Genomic DNA, 20,095 nt, shown 5'->3' with positions numbered 1-20,095 from the left:
ACGTGACAGCCACGAATTACCCCTCAAAGAAATTTCGGCGGGGATCATCGCAGTGTGATCAGGCGCTGCCCGCCCTGCTCCACCAGCCTTACCGGCAAGGCACGTGGCAACGCCTCGAGCAGTACCTCGGGCTGATAGCTGGGGAAACTGCCGGTCAGGCGCAAGGTGCTGGCGCCAGGGTCGAGGGCCACCGGATGCGCCACGTAGGCATTGAGCTCGCCGATCACTTCACTCAAGGGCTGGTCGGTGAACGACCACCAGCTACGCTGCCAATGCGCCAGGTCGGGGCCGAACGCGCCACCGGCGCGCAGCGTGCCCAGGTGGCCCTGGCCGTCCAGGCAGATGCGCTCACCAGCCTGAAGAACCTGCTCGCCGCCCTGCAGCCCACGCACCTGCACCCGCCCCCTGGCGACCGCCACCTGCACCCGGTCTCCTCGGTCGCTGACGGTGAAGGCCGTGCCCAGCACCTGGACCAGCCCGAGGCGGGTACTGACCAGGAACGGCCGCCAGAGCTCATGGGCGACATCGAAGAAGGCATTGCCATGCAGCAGCATGACCTGGCGCTCGCCATGGTCGAAATGCACCCGCAGGTTGCTTTCGGCGGCCACCAGCAACTGGCTGCCATCAGGCAGCGTGAGTGAGCGTGGCGCTTCGGCGTGTGCGGTCTGCAGGTCGTACTGGAAGGGGGCGGTGCGCCTGAACATCCAGCCCAACCAGCCACCGGCGCCCAGCACCAATGCCAAGGCGCCCCCCTGACGCAACAGCCGTCGCCGCCCGGCATCGCACGCTTGCGGCTGAACCGCCGCCCGCAGTTGCGGGGTCAGGCGATGGACCATCTGCCAACGCTGCTCGGCCTCTTTCCAGGCACGCTCATGCTCGTCACTCCTGCCGCGCCAACGTTGCGCCTGCTCGCCCAACTGGCGCACCCGCTCGGGGTCATCGCCCTGCAAGGCGGCCAGGTAGACCAGGGCCTGCTGGACCTTGCGCGCGGAGGCCGGCTCAAGCATGGCGCAGGCTCATGCGCAGTTCGGAAAGATCGAACACCGCCCGGGCGATATGCAGTTCCACCGATTTCGCCGACAGCCCCAGCGCCTCGCATACCTCCCGGTGGCTGTGGCCATGCAGGCGCACGCGCACGAACACCTCGCGGCGCAAGCGCGGCATGCGCTCGATCCGCGTAATCAGCAGTTGCAACTGCTCGCGGGCGATCATGATGTCTTCCACGCTTGGCGTCAGCAGCTCCGCCCTCGCCAGCCAGTCCTCCAGCGCGGCCAGCTCAGTGCTGCGCCGCCGGTATTGATCGATGCACAGGTTGCGCGCGGCCTGGAACAGCAAGGCACGGGCATTGACCACCGGGGCGTTGAGCGCATGGGCATAGGCCTGGGCGAAACTGGACTGGGCAATGTCGGCGGCATCGTCGGGGTTGCGCAGACGCCCGCAGAGGTAGCGGCGCAGGTCGCTGTAGTGGGCGAGCAGGTCGTCAACGACGGTCTGGAGGGCCGGATGGGTGTTCCAAGGCGCGGAAAGGGAGGTCATTGCACGGGACTGTGACAAGGATCGTTAATAGGAATTCCTATCATTCTCACACATGTCATTCGGCCATCGCCAGTCTCGCATGGACCCGTTCGACCTCATGGGGCTGACTATCCCCTGTGGGAGCGGGTAAACCCGCTCCACCTTCATGCGCGATCCTTGTAGGAGCGGCCTCGTGCCGCGAAAGGGCTGCGTAGCGGCCCCTGGACTTCACTGTCGAGCAAAGATCGCCGGGGCCGCTTTGCGGCCCTTTCGCGGCACGAGGCCGCTCCTACAGGGGCGAGGTCGTTCCTGTCAGTAGCCCAAGGTGCTCAACAATTGACCTTCCCTGCCAACCTGCCGGCCATAGAAGCGCATCAGCTCACCCGCACGGTTGGTGAAAATCCCGTCCACACCCGCCTTCATGGCCTTCTCGAAGTCCACTTTTTCATCGAGGGTGTAGACGTGCACCAGCATGCCGCGCTCATGGGTCGCCTGGTTCATCCACGGCTGGATCAGGTCGGAATAGCTCTGCTCACCCAGGTGAGTGCGCACCGCCGAAGGGCCGGTGCCGATGGCGCCACCTTCCTTGGCGTAACCGAGCCAGCGCTCGAACTCGGCGCGGTCCTTGGGCTGCTGGCGTGCATAGAAGGCCGACTTGTCCTGTTCACCCGATTCGGTGAAGTCCTGCCCCGAGGCCGGCTCGACACTGCCCTTGGCCACCCACAGCAGGAGGATCTTCGGCACCTGCGGCATGGCCTCGTGCAGCAGCTTGAGGCTGTTGCGGTCGAAGGTCTGCAGCACCACCTTGCCCGGCTTGTCCAGCCAGCCCCGCGCCTCGAGGCGCTTCTTCAGGTCCTGTTCGATCCCTGGGAACTGGGCCGGCTCCTTGGTCTCGATGTACAGGCCAGGGTGGCGCTTGGCATCCGCCTCGGCGATATCGATCACTTCATCCAGGGTGAGGATGCGCTGTTGCTTGAAGTGCTCACGGGCACGCTCGGGGTACGCCTTGTTGAACCAACTGCCGGCGTCCAGCGACTTGAGCTCCGCCAGGGTGAAGGCACTCACCGGGCTGTTCTTGCGCTCGGGGAAGCGTTCGGCGACGTCGCTGGTACGCAGCAGCACGTCGTCGTGGACCACCACCAGCACGCCATCGCGGGTGCGCTGCAGGTCCATTTCCAGGTAGTCGGCACCCAGCTCACGGGCCAGCTGGTAGGCAGCCGTGGTGGATTCCGGGGCATCGAACGAAGCGCCGCGGTGGGCGATCACCGCCGGTTGCGGGATGCCCTGGGCACGCGCAAGCGCCTGGCCGTCGACGGCCTGGGCAGCGCCCGTGGCCAGCAGGGTGGTCAGGCCCAGGGCCTGGATGAGGGTCTTGTGCATTGAAGTAGTCCTTTGTCTGTCTGTACCGGCCCCTCACGGGCAAGCCCGCTGTCTACAGGTGGTTGCAGGGGCCGGTGGATTCCTGCAGGCCGCAAGCCTCGCACACTCTGCATGACATGCTAAAGTCCCCGCGTTTTCCGCCACACCCAACGGACCGCCCATGCCCGCACTCGACGCCCACCTGCCCGCCTGGGCCGACCTCAACCAACGCCACCCGTGCAGCGCCCTGCTGCTGGGCAATGGCGCCAGCCGCGCACTGTGGAAACCGTTTGGCTATTTCTCGCTGTTCGAGGAGGCCCAGCGCGTACGGCACAAAGCGTTGGGGGTGAGCGACCAGGCGCTGTTCAAGGCCCTGGGCAGCGAACTGTTCGAGCCGCTGCTCAGTGCCCTGAATACCACGGTGCGGGCCAACGCCGCGCTGGCGATCAGTTCCACCGCGCCGCTGAACCGCTACTACTCGATCAAGGAAGCATTGATCCACGCGGTGCGCGCGGTGCACTTGCCCTGGCCGTTGCTCAGCGTGGCAACCCGCAGGGCGATCAACCAGGGCCTGCGCCAATACCAGAGCGTCTACACCAGCAACTACGACCTGATCCTGCCTTGGGCCATTGGCGAAGCCCCGGAAGGCTTCGCCGATCTGTTCGACGAGCAAGGCTTCTTCGATGTGCGTCGCCCCGCTGGCGAAGGCATCCGTGTGATGCACCTGCACGGCGGCATGCACCTGCTCAAGCTCCCCGACGGCAGCACCCGTCGGCGCAGCGCTGAACAGGCCGAGCTGCTCGAAGGCTTCGCCGTCAATATTCCCGGTGAAGTGCCGCTGTTCGTCAACGAGAGCCGTAGCGACGACAAGCTGCGTGCGATCCGCAACTCCGACTACCTGGCAGGGTGCCTGGGCCAGTTGGCCCGCGAGCACGAGGGGGTATGTCTGTTCGGCCAACACCTGGACGCCAGCGACAAGCACCTGCTCGACGCCCTGCGCCAAGCCAGGCCAAAGCATCTGGCGATTGCCATTCGTCCTTTGAGCGAGGCGTCGATCATCAACCAGAAGCAGCATTTCAGTGATCGTTTTGCCGACCTTGACGATGTTTCACTGCATTTCTTCGACGCTTCCACCCACCCGTTGGGCCTTGCCGAGCTGGCCGTTAGCGTGCCGGACAGCCACAACCGTCGGCGCTGAATTCAGCGCTTGGGCAATACTTTGCAAATGTAAATAATTATCGATAAGATCCGCACCTTTTCCCATGCCAGCCCCGGAAAGCGTGCATGCAGCACCCCAAGCCCGACCCCGCCGCCCAGGAAACCTGCCGTGGTTTCTACGCTGACATCCTGCACTTCCTGCGCAAGCGCATGGACAATGCCAGCGATGCCGCGGACATGACCCAGGATGTGTTCGCCCAATGGCTGGGTTACCGCGACCGCGCCAAGGTGCAGCAGCCGCGGGCCTTCCTGTTCCAGGTCGCGCGCAACCTGCTCAGCGACCACTGGCGCCGGCAGAAAGTCCGCCACGGGGTGCTGGAGGATGACGCCCTCGCCGATGAGCTGGCCACCCCTGGCAACGAGCCGCTTGACCATGCCCAGCAGCAGCAGCGGCTGAATCAATTGCGCCAAGTGCTCGCGGAACTCTCGCCGCGACGCCGAGAAGCCCTTATGCTGCACCGCTTCGAAGGCCTGACCCAGGCCCAGATCGCCGAACGCATGAACATTTCCGTCAGCATGGTCGAGAAGCACATCGCCGCCGCCCTGCTGCAGTGCAAGCAACGCCTGGACAGTGACACCGGCACGGAGCAGCTTCCATGACCCCTATCGACGAACTCGACCCGCGCCCCATCGACGCCCAGGCCGCCAGCTGGTTCAGCCGCAACCGCAACACGCCGTCGCGGGATCAGCGCAAGGCGTTCACCCAGTGGATGCAGACCCCCGAGCACGCCCGCGCCTACCGTCAGTTCGAGCAGCTGTGGGACGACCTCGCCGCCCTCAAGCACGCCAATCGGCCTGTGCCCCTGCCAGTGCGGCGCGCCCCTCGCTGGCGCCCGGCACTGGCGGCGGCGGCCGCGGTGTTGGCCACGATACTGGTGGGCAACCTGGACGCCGGCAGCGAAACCTACAGCGAGCACTTGGCTGCCAGCCCTGAAATGCGCAGCCTGCGCCTGCCCGACGGCAGCCAGTTGTACGTCAATGCCCAGACCCGCCTGCGCCTGGATTTCACCGCCGAACGCCGGCTGATTCACCTCGACCATGGCCAGCTGTACATCGAGGTGGCGCCCGACAAGGAGCGCCCGCTGTTGGTCGATGCCGGCAGCGCCCGCGTGCGCGTCGTCGGCACCGGCTTCGACCTGCGCCGCGGCGACCGGGAACTGGTGGTCGGCGTCGCCCATGGCCAGGTGGCCTTCGAGACCCCAGGCGAGCGCCAACCGCCGCTGCTGCTCGGCGCCCATCAGGGCGCTACCTACGATCAGGCACGCGGCACCCTGGTACGCCATGAACTGGGCGAACAGCCCGTGGCCGACTGGCGCGAGGGGCAGGTGAGCTTTCGCAACCGCGAGCTGGCCAGCCTGATCGACGAGCTTGGCCTGTACCGCCAGCAACCGGTGTTGCTCGCCGACCCGGCACTGGGGCGCTACAAGGTGTCCGGCAACCTCGACGTGCATGATCCGGACGCCCTGCTCAATGCGCTTCCGGCATTGCTACCGGTCAAGACCACCCTGCTGGCGGACGGCCGCCTGCGCATCGAACGGCGCTAAAAACAATAATTTGAGAATTTTTATCATTCGCAGGTGAGGAAGTTTCGCAACGACGCGTCTTCCTCCTCGCCTGCCGCGTGATGGCGGGCCTTTTTCCGGCCTTTTGCCGTTTGGGGGAATCCATGTTGTCCGCGTTGCGTCCGTTGCACTGCCTGCCTGCCCGACCTACCCTGCTTGCCCTGTGCCTGGCCATGAGCCTGGCCGCCGAAGCGGCCCCGGTGGCCTTCGACCTGCCCGCCCAGCCACTGGCCCATTCGCTGAGCCAGCTGGCGCAGCAGGCCAAGGTCCAGTTGCTGTTCGACGAGGCCCTGCTCGGCAAGGCCCAGGCCCCGGCGCTCAAGGGCGACTTCGAAGCCGAAGCGGCCATCAGCCGCCTGCTCGTGGGCAGCCGCTTCAGCGTGGTGCGCATGGGCAGCACCTACGTGGTGCGCCTGCGCGAGGATGACCCGAGCGCCGACAACAGCATCCAGCTGGGCGCCTTGAGCATCGTCGGTGATGGCCAGCAGGTCGACCCGGGCAACGTCGGGCGCTCGACCCTGGACCAGGAGCAGATCGACCGTTACCAGCCAAGCAACATCCCCAGCGTCCTGGCCACCCTGCCCGGGGTGAACATGGGCGGATCGGCCAAGCCCGGTGGCCAGACCATCAACATCTGGGGCCTGGGCGACGCCGAGGACGTGCCGATGACCGTCGATGGGGCGCCCAAGAGCGGCTTCGAGCGCTATCAGCAGGGCACCATCTTCATCGAGCCGGAGCTGATCAAGCACATCGAGGTCGAGAAAGGCCCGCATTCGGTCAAGACCGGCAACGGTGGTTTTGGCGGCAGCGTCAACATGGAAACCAAGGATGCCGGTGATCTGCTGCAGGAAGGTCGCAACAGCGGCGCGATGCTCAAGTACGGCTATGCCAGCAACGATCACCAGCAGATCTACAGCTCGGCGTTGTTCGGCCGCACCGATGACGGGCGCATCGACGGCCTGGTCTATTACACCAAGCGCGACGGCGGCAACCTGAAGATGGCCGACAGCCTGCCCGACCCGACCAACCAGTGGCCGGTCAACCCCCAGCGCGTGCCCTACAGCGCCCTGGACCTGGACGGCGCGCTGCTCAAGACCAACATCCACTTCACCGACGAACACAGCCTGGGGCTGTCCTGGTCGCGCTCCGAGAGCGAGCGCTGGACCACCTTCGCCTCCACCGCCTTCCCGGCGCCACCGAACGCAGCAGACATCAAGAAGTATGGCTACGACGGCGCGCTCAAGCGCTTCCTGGCCAACCGCACGACCATCGACACCACCTGGTCGGCCACCTACAAGTACCAGCCCATCGAGAACCCTTGGGTCGACCTGCAGGTGAAGTACTCCGAGTCCGACACCCGGCAGACCGACGAGCGTGACGCCACGGCGTTCTTCCAGCCAGCCACGGGCGGGCGCAAGATGGACACCGAGTACAAGGACCGCATGCTCGATGTGAAGAACACCAGCGCCTTCCTCACCGGCCCGCTTGAGCACGCGCTCACGGCCGGCGTGCAGGTGCGCCGCCACGACCGCGACACACAGATGTGGATGCCCGGCAAGACCTATGAAGTGCCCAAGTACAACTATGGCAACTTCCAGCCCTACTTCATGCCCAGTGGGCAGGTCGACAGCCAGGGCTATTACCTGCAGGACGCCATCACCCTGGGCGACCTGACCATCACCCCGTCGCTGCGCTATGACCATGTCACCAACGAGGGCAAGCCCAACGACGCGCCGTACTACAACAACCCCGCAGCCGGCCACGACTATAGCGACAAGACCTACAGCGGCTGGTCGCCGCGTCTGTCGCTGTTCTGGAAGATGACCGAACAGACCGCGTTGTTCGCCGACTACAGCAAGACCTGGCGCGCCCCGGTGCTCGACGAGCAGTATGAGGTGCAGGGCGTGGGCAGCCGTACCTCGACCAGTCGCGACCTCGACCCGGAACGCATCACCGGCATCCGCGTGGGCAGCATCAGCAACTTCTCCAACGTGTTCACCCAGGGCGACAGCGCCCAGGTGCGCACCATGCTGTTCCGCAACAAGATCACCGACGAGATCTTCAAGGCCACCGGCGTCGGTTGCCAGCAACAACTGGTGACTGGCGGCACCATCGCCAACACCTGCGGCGACGGCTTGATGGGCAACTACCGCAATATCGGCGACGTGGTCTACAAAGGCTTCGAGGTCGAGACGTTCTACGACTCGACCTACCTGTTCGGCTCGGTATCCTACTCGTGGATGGAGGGCCGCCACGAAGGCGCCTATACCAACCCCTGGGGGCCGGATGTATGGGCCAAGGATGTTCCGGCGCCGAAGTGGATCACCACGCTGGGCGTGAAGATCCCGGCCTGGGATGCCCGTGTGGGATGGACCGCACAGTTCGTCGGTGCCACGAACCACCTGCCCAGCGACAAGTACTTCGAAGGCCCGGCCAGTGCGTTGGGTGACCGCTACTACGACAACTTTGGGAATGAGAAATACGAGATCCACGGCCTGTTCGCCAACTGGAAACCCCAGCAGGCGTATCTGAAAGGCACCGAGGTGAACCTGACGGTCGACAACCTGTTCAACAAGGCCATCCGGCCGGAGCTATCGGGTGAGAACGCCTACACCGTTGGGCGTAACGCCAAGATCAGTGTCACGCGGTTCTTCTGAAGCTGTCGATCAGGGGCGATGCCATGGAATGCATCGCCCACCGGCTCAACATTCACCCTCACCACATACCCGCTCGTGCGCCGCGGCAACGTTCACCCGCATCGCCGCCAGGGCCAGGTCGACGATTTCCTGGCCCACCGCATAGGTGCCTCGTGCCTGCATCCAGCAAAGGATATCGGCCAGGTGCCAGATCGAGGCAGTGCCTTCATGCACCGGCGTCGGAAAACTGTGGGGATGGCTGAGCATCAGCTTGCGCATGTTCTGCCGGGAAACCCCCACCAGTTGCGCCACATCGGTCAGCCCCACCAGATCGGGGGCGGCCTCGATCAACCGGGCTTGTGGGGCAACCCGCCGGACATCCGCCAAGGCGCTATGCAGGGCGTCCTTCGCGCACCCGGCCTGCCGGGTGAAGAACAATGCCATCCTGCCGGGCAGGCCAGTCCCCACGACTGCGTCATCACAGCCAGACGCCCCCAACTGCTCGACCAACGCGTCGACATCCTCACCATCGACCAGTTGGTACTTGAGGGTGAATTCGTATTCCATCGTCATGGCTCCATTCGGTTTCGCGACTTGAGGTTCACACCCCTCGACGTGCAGTTGTCCACGACCCTGCGCAACTGGCGGGCAAAGGTGCCTGGGTTTCGGGGCGTGCTCCAGACACTGGTGATGCAGAACTCACCACAACGGCATTCGAGATCGTTGTTGGGGCAGTAGATCCGTCCCCAGCAATGGCCACCTCCCACCACGACTCTCCAGCCCTGCGCCTCGGCATGCTTCAGGGTCTGCTCGACTTCCTTGCTGGGATGGGTGGGGCGGGCCATCGATTGCGCTCCAGTATGGACAGGGGACCAAGGTTGTCAAGTGACAACCCAAAAACACCGACGAGTGTCCTCCCGACCCAGCCCAGGATCTGCCGCACGCGCCAAAGCCTCATTCCTTCCGCTTCGGAAAAGGCCTATGGAAAACAGGGAAATTGGGCAAACAGAGCCAGCGTTGCCACAGCCTCTGAAACGGGCAACGGCCTATCCGGCAATCAACCCGTCGGCCTGCAACAGGGTTTCCAGGCAATGCTCCCGGACCCCATAGAACGCCTTCAACTGGCCGATCTTTTCCAGCAGCGCCGTGTTGTCCTGCGGCTGTCGGCGCTTGACCGCAAGGATCATCTTGTTCTTGTTGGTGTGCTCCAACGAAATGAACTCGAAGACCTTGGTCTCGTAGCCACAGGCCTCGAGGTACAGCGCGCGCAGGCTGTCGGTAAGCATCTCGGCCTGCTGGCCCAGGTGCAGGCCGTACTGCAGCATCGGCTGCAGCATGCCTGGGCTGTGCAGTTGCGGACGAATCTGCTTGTGGCAGCACGGCGAGCACATGATGATCGCTGCGTTGCAACGGATGCCGGTATGGATGGCGTAGTCGGTGGCGATATCACAGGCATGCAGCGCGATCATCACCTCGATGGCTTCAGGCACCACGCTGCGCACGTCGCCACATTCGAACACCAGCCCCGGGTGCTCCAGCCGCGCGGCCGCCGCGTTGCACAACGCCACCATGTCCTGGCGCAGTTCCACACCGGTGACTTGCGCCTCGCGTGCCAGGGTGTTGCGCAGGTAGTCGTGCATGGCAAACGTCAGGTAGCCCTTGCCCGAACCGAAATCGGCGACCCGCAAGGGTTGCTCCACGGCCACTGGCGCACCACTGAGCGCGTGGTCGAAGACTTCGATGAATTTGTTGATCTGCTTCCACTTGCGTGACATCGAGGGGATCAGCGCACCTTGGGCGTCGGTCACCCCCAGGTCGCGCAGAAACGGCCGCGACAGTTCCAGGTAGCGCTTCTTCTCCCGGTCATGCCCACCTGCGCTCGCCTCTCGCGGAGCCTGCTGGGCCAGGTGGCGGCGCAGCATCGGCTTGCCCTTCTTGCTGAACTCCAGTTGCACTTCGCCGGCAGCGGTGAACAGGTGGGCATTGCGAAAGCTCGCTGGCAATAGCTCGGCCACCAGCGCCAGGACTTGATCCAGCGGCACGTTGCGGGTGATGTCGCGGGTCTGGTGGCGGTAGACCAGTTGCAGGTTCGTCTCGCCCTTGATCTGCACCGGTTTGGCAATGATCCGCTGCAGCGTCTGGTCGGCGCCGACATGGCGCGCCAATACCAGCTTGCTCAGGCTGCCATCGGCCAGGGCGTCAGCCAGCAGGTCAAGAAACTGGACGCGCGCATCCGGCGCGGCGGGGGCGGAAGAAGGGGAAGACATGGGGAACGGGTGCCTCGGAATGCGGGGGGCGCTTTGCGCAATGGCGCACATTCTACGTTGATGTCGGCCCCCCGCGAACCCCTGAGGGAGTGGCTGCATGGCACCGGCCTTGCCGGTGTTCGCGGGGCAAGCCCGCTCCTACAGGGGCCGCGCCGACCTCAAGATCGACACGTAACCTGTAGGAGCCGGCGTTGCCGGCGAAAGGGCCACTGCTGCCCTCAGTCGAGAATCACCAACCGATTGGGCAGCTCGTTACGCGCATGGGTCGGCGGCACATGCTCGCTGAGCAACTCGCCACAGGCCTCGATGCATTCGACAAAACCCTGCAACGTCCGCCCCTGACGCACCTGTTCGGTGAACCGGGCGACAATTGCCTCGCGCGCCTGCTCGGGCAGGTGCCGGGCGATCCCCTCGTCGACCAGGATCTCGACATGCCGCTCGGCTTCGCTGACGAAGATCAGCACCCCGGTGGCGCCAGCGGTGCGCTGCAGGTTGAGTTCGAGAAACTGCTGGCGGGCCAACCCCGAAGCGCGCCGGCGGCGCAGCACGGCAGGCACCACCCAGGCAGACAACCGTGGATGACGCAACAGCAGGCACAGGCTGATGAAGGTCAGCATCTGCGCCAGCAACAGGCCATTGACCCCGATCCCGCCCAACCACAGGTGCAGCACGCCGGGCACCACCAGGGCCAACAGGGCGGCCCAGAGCAAGGGAAGATAGGGGAAGTCGTCGGCGCGGCGGGCCAGCACGGTCACCAGCTCGGCGTCGGTGCGCCGTTCGGCGCGGGCGATCGCCTCGGCGATCTGGCGCTGTTCGTATTCGGTCATGCCATCGTCTCTCGAGCGTTCTTATCGTTGTTATCCCGGCATCGGGGTGGCGAGAGTGTATCTCAACAAGCGCCTCATATAAGGCATAATCCGCGGCTGCGTCGGATCATGGACGAATGATCCTGGAAACCGTCAGTGGACACTACAACAACAGGCGTACGAATAGTCTCGGCCTTTCGCCTCACTCAACAACGGAATTGATGATGAAACTGTCTTTGCTGGGCCTGGCCATGGGCCTTGCCAGTCAGGCGGCCCTTGCCGCCACCCCCGCCCCGCCCCTGCAGGACAAGCAGGCCTTCATCGACCATCTGATCGGCCAGATGACCGAAGCCGAGAAGATCGGCCAGTTGCGCCTGATCAGCATCGGCCCCGAGATGCCGCGCGAGAAGATTCGCGAGGAAATCGCCGCCGGGCGCATCGGCGGCACCTTCAACTCGCGCACCGCCCCCGAGAACCGGCCGATGCAGGACGCCGCCATGCGCAGCCGCCTGAAGATCCCGATGTTCTTCGCCTACGACACTATCCACGGTGAACGCACCATCTTCCCGATCAGCCTGGGCCTGGCCTCATCCTGGGACATGGACGCCATCGCCAAGGTCGGCCGCACCTCGGCCATCGAAGCCGCCGCCGACTCGCTGGACATGACCTTCGCGCCGATGGTCGACATCGCCCGCGACCCGCGCTGGGGCCGCACCAGTGAAGGCTTCGGCGAAGACACCTACCTGACCTCGAAGATCGGCCAGGTGATGGTCAAGTCGTTCCAGGGCTCGAGCCCCGCCAACCCCGACAGCATCATGGCCATCGTCAAGCACTTCGCGCTGTACGGCGCGGTGGAAGGCGGACGCGACTACAACACGGTCGATATGAGCCTTACGAAGATGTACAACGACTACCTGCCCCCCTACCGCGCCGCGCTCGACGCCGGTGCCGGCGGGGTGATGGTGGCGCTGAACTCGATCAATGGCGTGCCGGCCACTTCCAACACCTGGCTGATGAATGACCTGCTGCGCAAGGAGTGGGGCTTCAAGGGCGTGACCATCAGCGATCACGGCGCCATCCAGGAGCTGATCCGCCATGGTGTCGCCCGCGACGGCCGTGAGGCGGCCAAGCTGGCGATCAAGGCCGGCATCGACATGAGCATGAACGACACCCTGTACGGCGAGGAACTGCCGGGCCTGCTCAAGTCCGGCGAGGTGACCCAGGCCGAACTGAACCAGGCGGTGCGCGAAGTGCTCGGTGCCAAGTACGACATGGGCCTGTTCAAGGACCCGTACGTGCGCATCGGCAAGGCCGAGACCGACCTGGCCGACTATTACGGCAATGACCGCCTGCACCGCGACGCCGCCCGCGACGTGGCGCGGCGCAGCCTGGTGCTGCTGGAGAACCGCGAGCAGACCCTGCCGCTGAAGAAAGCCGGCACCATCGCCTTGGTCGGCCCGCTGGCCGACGCGCCTATCGACATGATGGGTAGCTGGGCTGCCGACGGCCGCCCCGAGCACTCGGTAACCGTGCGCGAGGGCCTGAGCCGCGCCGTGGCCGGCAAGGCCAAGCTGGTCTACGCCAAAGGCGCGAACGTCACCGGCGACAAGGCGATGTTCGACTACCTGAACTTCCTCAACTTCGCCGCGCCGGAAATCATCAACGACCCACGTCCGGCCGCCGTACTGATCGACGAGGCGGTCAAGGCCGCGAAACAGTCGGACGTGGTGGTGGCCGTGGTCGGCGAGTCCCGTGGCATGTCCCATGAGTCCTCGAGCCGCACCACCCTGGAAATCCCGGCGGTGCAACGCGACCTGATCAAGGCGCTGAAGGCCACCGGCAAACCCCTGGTGCTGGTACTGATGAACGGTCGCCCGCTGTCGATCGCCTGGGAACGCGAGCAGGCCGACGCCCTCCTCGAGACCTGGTTCAGCGGCACCGAGGGCGGCAACGCCATCGCCGACGTGCTGTTCGGCGACTACAACCCGTCCGGTCGCCTGGCCATCACCTTCCCGCGCTCGGTCGGGCAGATCCCGATGTACTACAACCACATGCGCATCGGCCGTCCGTTCACCCCCGGCAAGCCTGGCAACTACACCTCGCAGTACTTCGAGGAACCCAACGGCCCGCTGTACCCGTTCGGCTACGGCCTGAGCTACACCAGCTTCGACCTGTCGGGCCTGGCGCTGTCGCAGAAGGAACTCAAGCGTGGTGGCAGCCTGCAGGCCAAGGTGACGGTGAAGAACACCGGCAAGCGCGAGGGCGAGACCGTGGTGCAGCTGTACATCCAGGATGAAAGCGCCTCGATGAGCCGCCCGGTCAAGGAGCTGAAGAACTTCCAGAAACTGATGCTCAAGGCCGGCGAGTCGCGAACCTTGACCTTCGACATCAATGAAGAAGACCTGAAGTTCTACAATGGCCAGCTGCAGCGGGTGGCCGAGCCGGGGCAATTCAATGTCCAGGTCGGCCTCGATTCGCAGGCCGTGCAACAGCAGAGCTTCGAGCTGCGTTAAGCAGGTCCGGCCCCTTCGCGGGACAAGCCCGCTCCTACAAGGCTGCACATCTTCCTGTAGGAGCGGGCTTGCCCCGCGATGAGGCCGGCACAGACAACCAAGATCCCGGATCCGCCCCATGCCCTCATCCTTCCGCGCCCTGCGCCTGGGTCTGATCATCCTGCTGATCCTGGTCGGCACCTCCCTCAGCGCCGGTTGGGCCATGCACCAGGCCAAGCGCCAGGCGCTGGAAACCGACGCCCGCCGGGCCAGCCAGCAACTGGGCTTGTACGCCAATGCCCTGCACACGTTGATCGAACGCTACCGTGCCCTGCCCGCCGTGCTGGCGCTGGACCCGGAGCTGGTCGACGCCCTGCGCGGTCCGGTCACCGAACAGGTACAGGAGGCCCTGAACCGCAAGCTCGAACGCATCAACGGCGCCGCCAACTCCTCCACCCTCGAGCTGCTCGACCGCACCGGCCTGGCCATCGCGGCCAGCAACTGGCGCCTGCCGACCACCTACGTCGGCTCCAACTATGGCTTCCGCCCCTATTTCAAGCAGACCCGCAGCCAAGGCAGCGGCCGCTTCTATGCGGTCGGCGTGACCAGCGGCGTGCCGGGTTACTTCCTGTCCAGCGCGGTGAACGACGAGCATGGCCGCTTCCTCGGCGCCATGGTGGTCAAGCTGGAGTTCCCCGAACTCGAACGCGAATGGCGCCAGGGCAACGACATCCTGCTGGTCAGTGACGCCCGCGGTATCACCTTCATCGCCAACCAGGAAGGTTGGCGCTATCGCGAGTTGCAGCCGCTGAGCGGCGCCGACCGCGCCGAATTGGCCGAGACCCGCCAATACGACAAGCAGCCCCTGGTGCCCTTGCAGCACCAGGCCTTGACCCGCTTCACTGATAGCAGCCACCTGGCCCGTGTCCAGGGCCCGGATGGCAACGCCGAGTACCTTTGGGAGAGCCTGCCACTGGAGGCCGAAGGCTGGACCTTGCACTTGCTGCGCAAGCCGCAGGTGGCCGAGGACGGTCGCAATGCTGCCCTGGCCGCCGCCGCGATCTGGCTGAGCCTGGTGTTCGCCGCGCTGTTCGTCAGCCAGCGCCTGCGCCTGGCCCGCCTGCGCCAGCGCAGCCGCGAGCAGCTCAAGCGTCAGGTCGAGGAGCGCACCCGCGAGCTGCGCACCGCCCAGGAGGGCCTGGTGCAATCAGCCAAGCTGGCGGCGCTGGGGCAGATGTCGGCCGCCCTCGCCCACGAGATCAACCAGCCGCTGACCACTCAGCGCATGCAGCTGGAAACCCTGCGCCTGCTGCTCGACCAGGGCCGTCACGAGCAGGCCCGCCTGGCGCTGGAGCCACTGGAGCAGATGCTGACACGCATGGCCGCGCTCACCGGGCACCTGAAGACCTTCGCCCGCAACAGCCCCGGCGGCCTGCGCGAGCGCCTGGACCTGGCCACCGTGGTCGACCAGGCCCTGCACCTGCTGGAAGCGCGCATTCGCGCCGAGGACGTCGAGGTGGCCCTGTACCTGGCGCGTCCAGCCTGGGTGCGCGGTGATGCGATCCGCCTGGAGCAAGTCCTGATAAACCTGCTGCGCAATGCTCTCGACGCCATGGCCGACAAGCGTTACAAACGCCTGGAGATCCGCATCGAGGCCGACGCGGGGTTGTGGCGCCTGAGCGTGCTCGATTCCGGCGGCGGCATCCGCGACGCCGACCTGGCCAAGGTGTTCGACCCGTTCTTCACCACCAAGCCAGTGGGCGAAGGCCTGGGCCTGGGCCTGGCGATCTCCTATGGCATCGTCATCGATGCCGGCGGCAGCCTGCAGGTCGAGAACCTGCCGGGCGGCGCGCGCTTCAGCCTCACCCTGCCCCGCGACCTGGAGCCTGTATGTTGAATTCCGTGATCGTCGTCGACGACGAAGCCAGCATCCGCACGGCGGTGGAGCAGTGGCTGAGCCTGTCGGGTTTCAATGTGCAACTGTTCGCCCGCGGCGAGGACTGCCTGGCACAGTTGCCCAGGCACTTCCCCGGAGTGATCCTCAGCGACGTGCGCATGCCCGGGCTGTCAGGCCTGCAACTGCTCGAGCGGTTGCAGGCGCAAGACCCCGACCTGCCGGTGATCCTGCTGACCGGCCACGGCGATGTGCCCATGGCGGTGGAAGCGATGCGCAACGGCGCCTACGATTTCCTGGAAAAGCCCTTCACCCCCCAGCACCTGATGGGCAGCCTGCGTCGCGCCCTGGAAAAGCGCCAACTGGTGCTGGAGAACCGCCGCCTGCATGAACAGGCCGACCTGCGGGGCAAGCTGGAGGCGACCCTGCTGGGCATGTCCCAGGGCTTGCAGCAATTGCGTCGCCAGGTGCTGGACTTGGCGAGCCTGCCGGTCAACGTGCTGATCCGTGGCGAAACCGGTAGCGGCAAGGAGCGTGTGGCCCGCTGCCTGCACGACTTCGGCCCGCGCGCCGACAAGCCGTTCGTCGCGCTCAACTGCGCGGCCATTCCCGAAACCCTGTTCGAGGCCGAACTGTTCGGCCATGAGAGTGGCGCCTTTACCGGCGCCCAGGGCAAGCGGATCGGCAAGCTGGAGTACGCCAACGGCGGGACGGTGTTCCTCGACGAGATCGAAAGCATGCCCCTGGCCCAGCAAGCCAAGCTGCTCAGGGTGATCCAGGAACAGAAACTGGAGCGGCTTGGCGCCAACCAGAGCATCGCCGTCGACCTGCGCATCATTGCAGCCACCAAGCCCGACCTGCTTGAAGAGGCACGCGCCGGACGCTTTCGCGAAGACCTGGCCTATCGGCTGAATGTCGCCGAACTGCGCCTGGCGCCGCTGCGCGAACGACGCGAGGATATCCCGCTGCTGTTCGAGCATTTCACCCGTGCCGCCGCTGAGCGCCTGGGGCGTAGTGCACCACCGCTGGACGGTGCGCAGCTTGCGCAGTTGCTGACCCACGACTGGCCGGGCAATGTGCGCGAGCTGGCCAATGCCGCCGAGCGCCATGCGTTGGGGCTGGGCTCACCGAACCTGGAAGAATGCCCCGCAGGCCAGTCACTGGCCGACCAGATGGAAGCGTTCGAAGCGCAATGCCTGCGGGCATCGTTGCGCCTGCACAAGGGCGAGATCAAGGGCGTGATGGAGGCCTTGCAGCTACCGCGACGAACGCTGAACGAGAAGATGCAACGGCACGGGCTGGCGCGAGAGGACTTTGTCGAACGCCAATGAGCGGAAATCCGCCTATCGTTGATCGTCAATGAGCAAGAATCCGCTTACGCCTACAAGCACACCCTGCATTTTCGTGATGCCATTCGCCGGCAAGGCCGGCTCCTACAGGGATCGCGCCAGGCCAAGTGATACGCGCCCTCTGTAGGCGCCAGCGGTGCAGGCGAACAGCCCCCGCAGCGCAAACGGGCGTCTGCGCCCCCATTTGGCACACCTCCTGCAAAACCCTTCTCAAGCTGCGCCTCGAGCGCGCTCCACAAAAACAACGAGAAGGTATCCCTGATGGATAACGCCAGCACTCTGCCCACCGGGGCGGCCGTTGCGCCCGCCGCGGAAAAATCCACCGCCAGCCGCCTCAAATCGATCTTCAGTGGTTCCATCGGCAACATGGTCGAATGGTACGACTGGTACGTCTACGCCGCATTCTCGCTGTACTTCGCCAAGGCATTCTTCCCCGCCGGCGACACCACCGCCCAACTGCTCAACACCGCCGCGATCTTCGCCGTGGGCTTCCTCATGCGCCCGATCGGTGGCTGGCTGATGGGCCTGTACGCCGACCGCAAGGGCCGCAAGGCGGCGTTGATGGCTTCGGTACTGCTGATGTGCGCAGGCTCGCTGGTGATCGCGCTCACCCCGGGCTATGAAACCATCGGCGTCGCCGCCCCCATCCTGCTGGTCGTCGCCCGTCTGATGCAGGGCCTGTCGGTCGGTGGCGAGTACGGTACCTCGGCCACCTACCTGAGCGAGATGGCCAGCAAGGAGCGCCGCGGCTTCTTCTCCAGCTTCCAGTACGTGACCCTGATCTCCGGCCAGCTCATTGCCCTGGCGGTGCTGATCATCCTGCAACAGACGCTCACCACCGAGCAGCTGTATGCCTGGGGCTGGCGTGTGCCGTTCGTGATTGGCGCGCTGTGCGCGGTGGTCGCCCTGTACCTGCGTCGCGGCATGGAAGAGACCGCCTCCTTCACCAAGAAGGAGAAGTCCAAAGAGAACCTGATGCGCACCCTGCTGCGTCATCCCAAGGAGCTGATGACCGTGGTCGGCCTGACCATGGGCGGCACCCTGGCCTTCTACACTTACACCACCTACATGCAGAAGTACCTGGTCAACACCGTAGGCATGAGTATCAGCGACTCAACCACCATCTCGGCGGCCACATTGTTCCTGTTCATGTGCCTGCAACCGATCATCGGCGGCCTGTCGGACAAGATCGGTCGTCGCCCGATCCTGATCGCCTTCGGCGTGCTGGGTACCCTGTTCACCGTGCCGATCCTCAGCACCCTGCACACCGTGCAAAGCTGGTGGGGCGCGTTCTTCCTGATCATGGCCGCGCTGATCATCGTCAGCGGCTACACCTCGATCAACGCCGTGGTGAAGGCCGAACTGTTCCCCACCGAGATCCGCGCCCTGGGTGTCGGCCTGCCCTACGCCCTTACCGTGTCGATCTTCGGCGGCACCGCCGAATACGTGGCCCTGTGGTTCAAGAGCAACGGCATGGAGACCGGTTTCTACTGGTATGTCACCGGCTGCATCGCCTGTTCGCTGCTGGTGTACGCGACCATGAAGGACACCAAGCAGCATTCGCGGATCACCACGGACTGATCCTCGTTCGCTCACAGGAAAAAGGGGCGCCCCGTTCGACGGAGCGCCCCTTTTTTCATTGGCTGGAGGTTCCTATTCAGGACATCTCCGCCACACGCTGTGGCTCGCGGCGCTGGTAATGCGTGGCCATCAGCACCAGTACCAGCAGCACACCGCCCAGCACCATCGAAGAGCCAACCGTGCCGAAATCCAACCCGCCCTTTTCGTGCGATTTGGTCAGCACATCGCCCAAGGTCGCGCCGAACGGACGGGTCAGCACGAAGGCGATCCAGAACAGCACCACGCCGGAGATCTTCGTCCAGTAACGGGCGGCCGCCACCACGGCGATTGCCGAGCCGATCAGTAGCGCGCCACCGGCAAAGCCCAGCCCGGAGTCGTCGGCCAGGTAATCACCCAGTGCGGTGCCCAGGGTGTTGGAGAACAGGATCGCCACCCAGTAGAACAGCTCGCCGCCACGGTTCTTGATACGGGTGACGTCCAGCGGATTGCCGCTCAGGCGCCAGAGGGCGAAGGTCGCCAGCAGGATGCCGATCAGTACCGCGGAACCCGTGGCGTAACCCAGGCCCAAGGTGCGGTCCATGAAGTCGGACATGGTGGTGCCGGCGGTACTGGTGGAGAGAATCACCAGCCAGTACAGCATGGGGTGGTAGCGGCGCGAGTAGAGCTGGGTGACCAGGGTGACCAGGAACACGCTGATCAGCAGCAACGAGCTCATGGCATAACCGATATCGAGGGTCATCGACAGCAGGTCGCCCGCTGTCTCGCCGAGGGTGGTGGCGCAGATCTTCATGACCCAGAAGGCCAAGGTGATTTGCGGGAGTTTGTTCATTGTTTGCCGCTCCGGGATTTGAGTGCGGCGGATGGTGATTGAGCTTGTCTGAAAAATCGGTTGGCGCTGTATGAAAAATCTGTTTGCTCACCCTAGGACATCACAAGACCTGTCTCTTAACTCGCCATTAATCCACCCCCAACACCCTTGGTGTGGCTACTGAAGCAGCCTCACGGCGCTTGGCAACCGATACCGCACTACAACCCTAGCTGCGTTATCTGCTGGACGAATCGAGCAGAAACAAATCGAATAATTCGATTTTATATCGTTATTTTTTGCGCTTTTTAATCGTATTTATTGGCGTAGCATTGAACCCATAGAAACAACAACCCCCGACGATTCAACTGGAGCAACCATCATGAAAAACAAACTGATCCTCACTCTGGCCCTTTCTGTAATCGCAACTGGCGCCTTCGCCGAAGATGGTTTCGAACGCACCAACGCCCACGGCTTCGCAGCAGTGCAAAGCCAGGCAGCCACTTATGCAGAAGATGGCTTCGACCGCACCAACGGCCAGCGCTTCGCCGAAGACGGCTTCGACCGCACCAACGGCCAACGCTTCGCCGAAGATGGCTTCGACCGTACCA

16 protein-coding genes and 1 pseudogene are annotated in these 20,095 nt (G+C 64.6%); 9 read left to right on the top strand and 8 right to left on the bottom strand.

Translation table 11 applies throughout. The features are described from left to right. Positions 1-44 precede the first annotated feature (44 nt). The 3 genes from P5705_RS23795 to P5705_RS23785 all read right to left on the bottom strand — a co-directional run bounded on the left by P5705_RS23795 (position 45) and on the right by P5705_RS23785 (position 2,895). Positions 45-1,007 (bottom strand): FecR family protein, encoded by a 963-nt coding sequence (locus P5705_RS23795; protein ID WP_277463331.1) that lies wholly within the window; start codon positions 1,005-1,007, stop codon positions 45-47. Further along, positions 1,000-1,536: an RNA polymerase sigma factor gene (locus tag P5705_RS23790; RefSeq protein WP_277463330.1), complete on the bottom strand. Its 537-nt coding sequence runs from the start codon at positions 1,534-1,536 to the stop codon at positions 1,000-1,002. Before P5705_RS23790 ends, P5705_RS23795 begins: the two co-directional genes overlap by 8 nt. Before the next feature lie 291 nt (positions 1,537-1,827). After that, positions 1,828-2,895 (bottom strand): glycerophosphodiester phosphodiesterase family protein, encoded by a 1,068-nt coding sequence (locus tag P5705_RS23785; RefSeq protein WP_277463329.1) that lies wholly within the window; start codon positions 2,893-2,895, stop codon positions 1,828-1,830. A gap of 160 nt (positions 2,896-3,055) precedes the next feature. Between P5705_RS23785 and P5705_RS23780 the strand changes: the two genes are divergently transcribed. The 4 genes from P5705_RS23780 (at position 3,056) to P5705_RS23765 (ending at position 8,311) form a co-directional block, all read left to right on the top strand. Continuing rightward, positions 3,056-4,072, top strand: a complete 1,017-nt coding sequence (locus P5705_RS23780) for a DUF4917 family protein (RefSeq protein ID WP_277463328.1) — start codon at positions 3,056-3,058, stop codon at positions 4,070-4,072. Positions 4,073-4,158: 86 nt separating this feature from the next. Then, on the top strand, positions 4,159-4,692 hold the full coding sequence (locus P5705_RS23775; RefSeq protein ID WP_277463327.1) for an RNA polymerase sigma factor: 534 nt from the start codon (positions 4,159-4,161) through the stop codon (positions 4,690-4,692). Beyond that, positions 4,689-5,636, top strand: coding sequence for a FecR family protein (locus P5705_RS23770; RefSeq protein WP_277463326.1), 948 nt, complete (start codon positions 4,689-4,691; stop codon positions 5,634-5,636). The genes P5705_RS23775 and P5705_RS23770 overlap by 4 nt, the downstream gene beginning before the upstream one ends. A gap of 122 nt (positions 5,637-5,758) precedes the next feature. Further along, entirely contained in the window at positions 5,759-8,311 is a 2,553-nt protein-coding gene (locus P5705_RS23765) for a TonB-dependent receptor (RefSeq protein WP_277463325.1), read from the top strand. Between the two features lie 45 nt (positions 8,312-8,356). Here the strand turns inward: P5705_RS23765 and P5705_RS23760 are convergent, their stop codons facing one another. The 4 genes from P5705_RS23760 to P5705_RS23745 form a co-directional block, all read right to left on the bottom strand. Further along, positions 8,357-8,857 carry a helix-turn-helix transcriptional regulator gene (locus P5705_RS23760; protein WP_277463324.1) on the bottom strand — a complete coding sequence of 167 codons (501 nt, stop codon included), beginning with the start codon at positions 8,855-8,857 and terminating at the stop codon, positions 8,357-8,359. Positions 8,858-8,859: 2 nt separating this feature from the next. Continuing rightward, positions 8,860-9,135: a hypothetical protein gene (locus P5705_RS23755; RefSeq protein ID WP_277463323.1), complete on the bottom strand. Its 276-nt coding sequence runs from the start codon at positions 9,133-9,135 to the stop codon at positions 8,860-8,862. Positions 9,136-9,336: 201 nt separating this feature from the next. Then, positions 9,337-10,557 (bottom strand): class I SAM-dependent methyltransferase, encoded by a 1,221-nt coding sequence (locus P5705_RS23750; RefSeq protein WP_277463322.1) that lies wholly within the window; start codon positions 10,555-10,557, stop codon positions 9,337-9,339. Between the two features lie 218 nt (positions 10,558-10,775). Further along, positions 10,776-11,384: a TPM domain-containing protein gene (locus P5705_RS23745; protein WP_277463321.1), complete on the bottom strand. Its 609-nt coding sequence runs from the start codon at positions 11,382-11,384 to the stop codon at positions 10,776-10,778. Between the two features lie 200 nt (positions 11,385-11,584). Between P5705_RS23745 and bglX the strand changes: the two genes are divergently transcribed. From bglX to P5705_RS23725, 4 genes are all read left to right on the top strand, one after another. Further along, positions 11,585-13,876 (top strand): beta-glucosidase BglX, encoded by a 2,292-nt coding sequence (bglX, locus tag P5705_RS23740; RefSeq protein WP_277463320.1) that lies wholly within the window; start codon positions 11,585-11,587, stop codon positions 13,874-13,876. 118 nt (positions 13,877-13,994) lie between these two features. Next, positions 13,995-15,752: an ATP-binding protein gene (locus P5705_RS23735; RefSeq protein WP_277463319.1), complete on the top strand. Its 1,758-nt coding sequence runs from the start codon at positions 13,995-13,997 to the stop codon at positions 15,750-15,752. Beyond that, positions 15,746-17,080 carry a sigma-54-dependent transcriptional regulator gene (locus P5705_RS23730; RefSeq protein ID WP_277463318.1) on the top strand — a complete coding sequence of 445 codons (1,335 nt, stop codon included), beginning with the start codon at positions 15,746-15,748 and terminating at the stop codon, positions 17,078-17,080. The genes P5705_RS23735 and P5705_RS23730 overlap by 7 nt, the downstream gene beginning before the upstream one ends. 279 nt (positions 17,081-17,359) lie before the next feature. Further along, complete coding sequence (locus P5705_RS23725; protein WP_277463316.1) at positions 17,360-18,679, top strand: MFS transporter; 1,320 nt, start codon at positions 17,360-17,362, stop codon at positions 18,677-18,679. 76 nt (positions 18,680-18,755) lie between these two features. On the opposite strand, the gene P5705_RS23720 is transcribed toward P5705_RS23725, so the two are convergent. Next, entirely contained in the window at positions 18,756-19,508 is a 753-nt protein-coding gene (locus P5705_RS23720) for a COG4705 family protein (protein WP_277463315.1), read from the bottom strand. A 358-nt stretch (positions 19,509-19,866) separates the two neighbouring features. Between P5705_RS23720 and P5705_RS23715 the strand changes: the two are divergent. Continuing rightward, a pseudogene (locus tag P5705_RS23715) lies at positions 19,867-20,095 on the top strand (heme utilization protein); the annotation flags it as partial.

It is taken from the genome of Pseudomonas entomophila (assembly GCF_029478665.1).
In the GTDB taxonomy this organism is placed as follows: domain Bacteria; phylum Pseudomonadota; class Gammaproteobacteria; order Pseudomonadales; family Pseudomonadaceae; genus Aquipseudomonas; species Aquipseudomonas entomophila_F.
The sequence above is the reverse complement of the archived record's forward strand: the minus strand, read 5'-3'. Positions and strand labels throughout refer to the sequence as shown.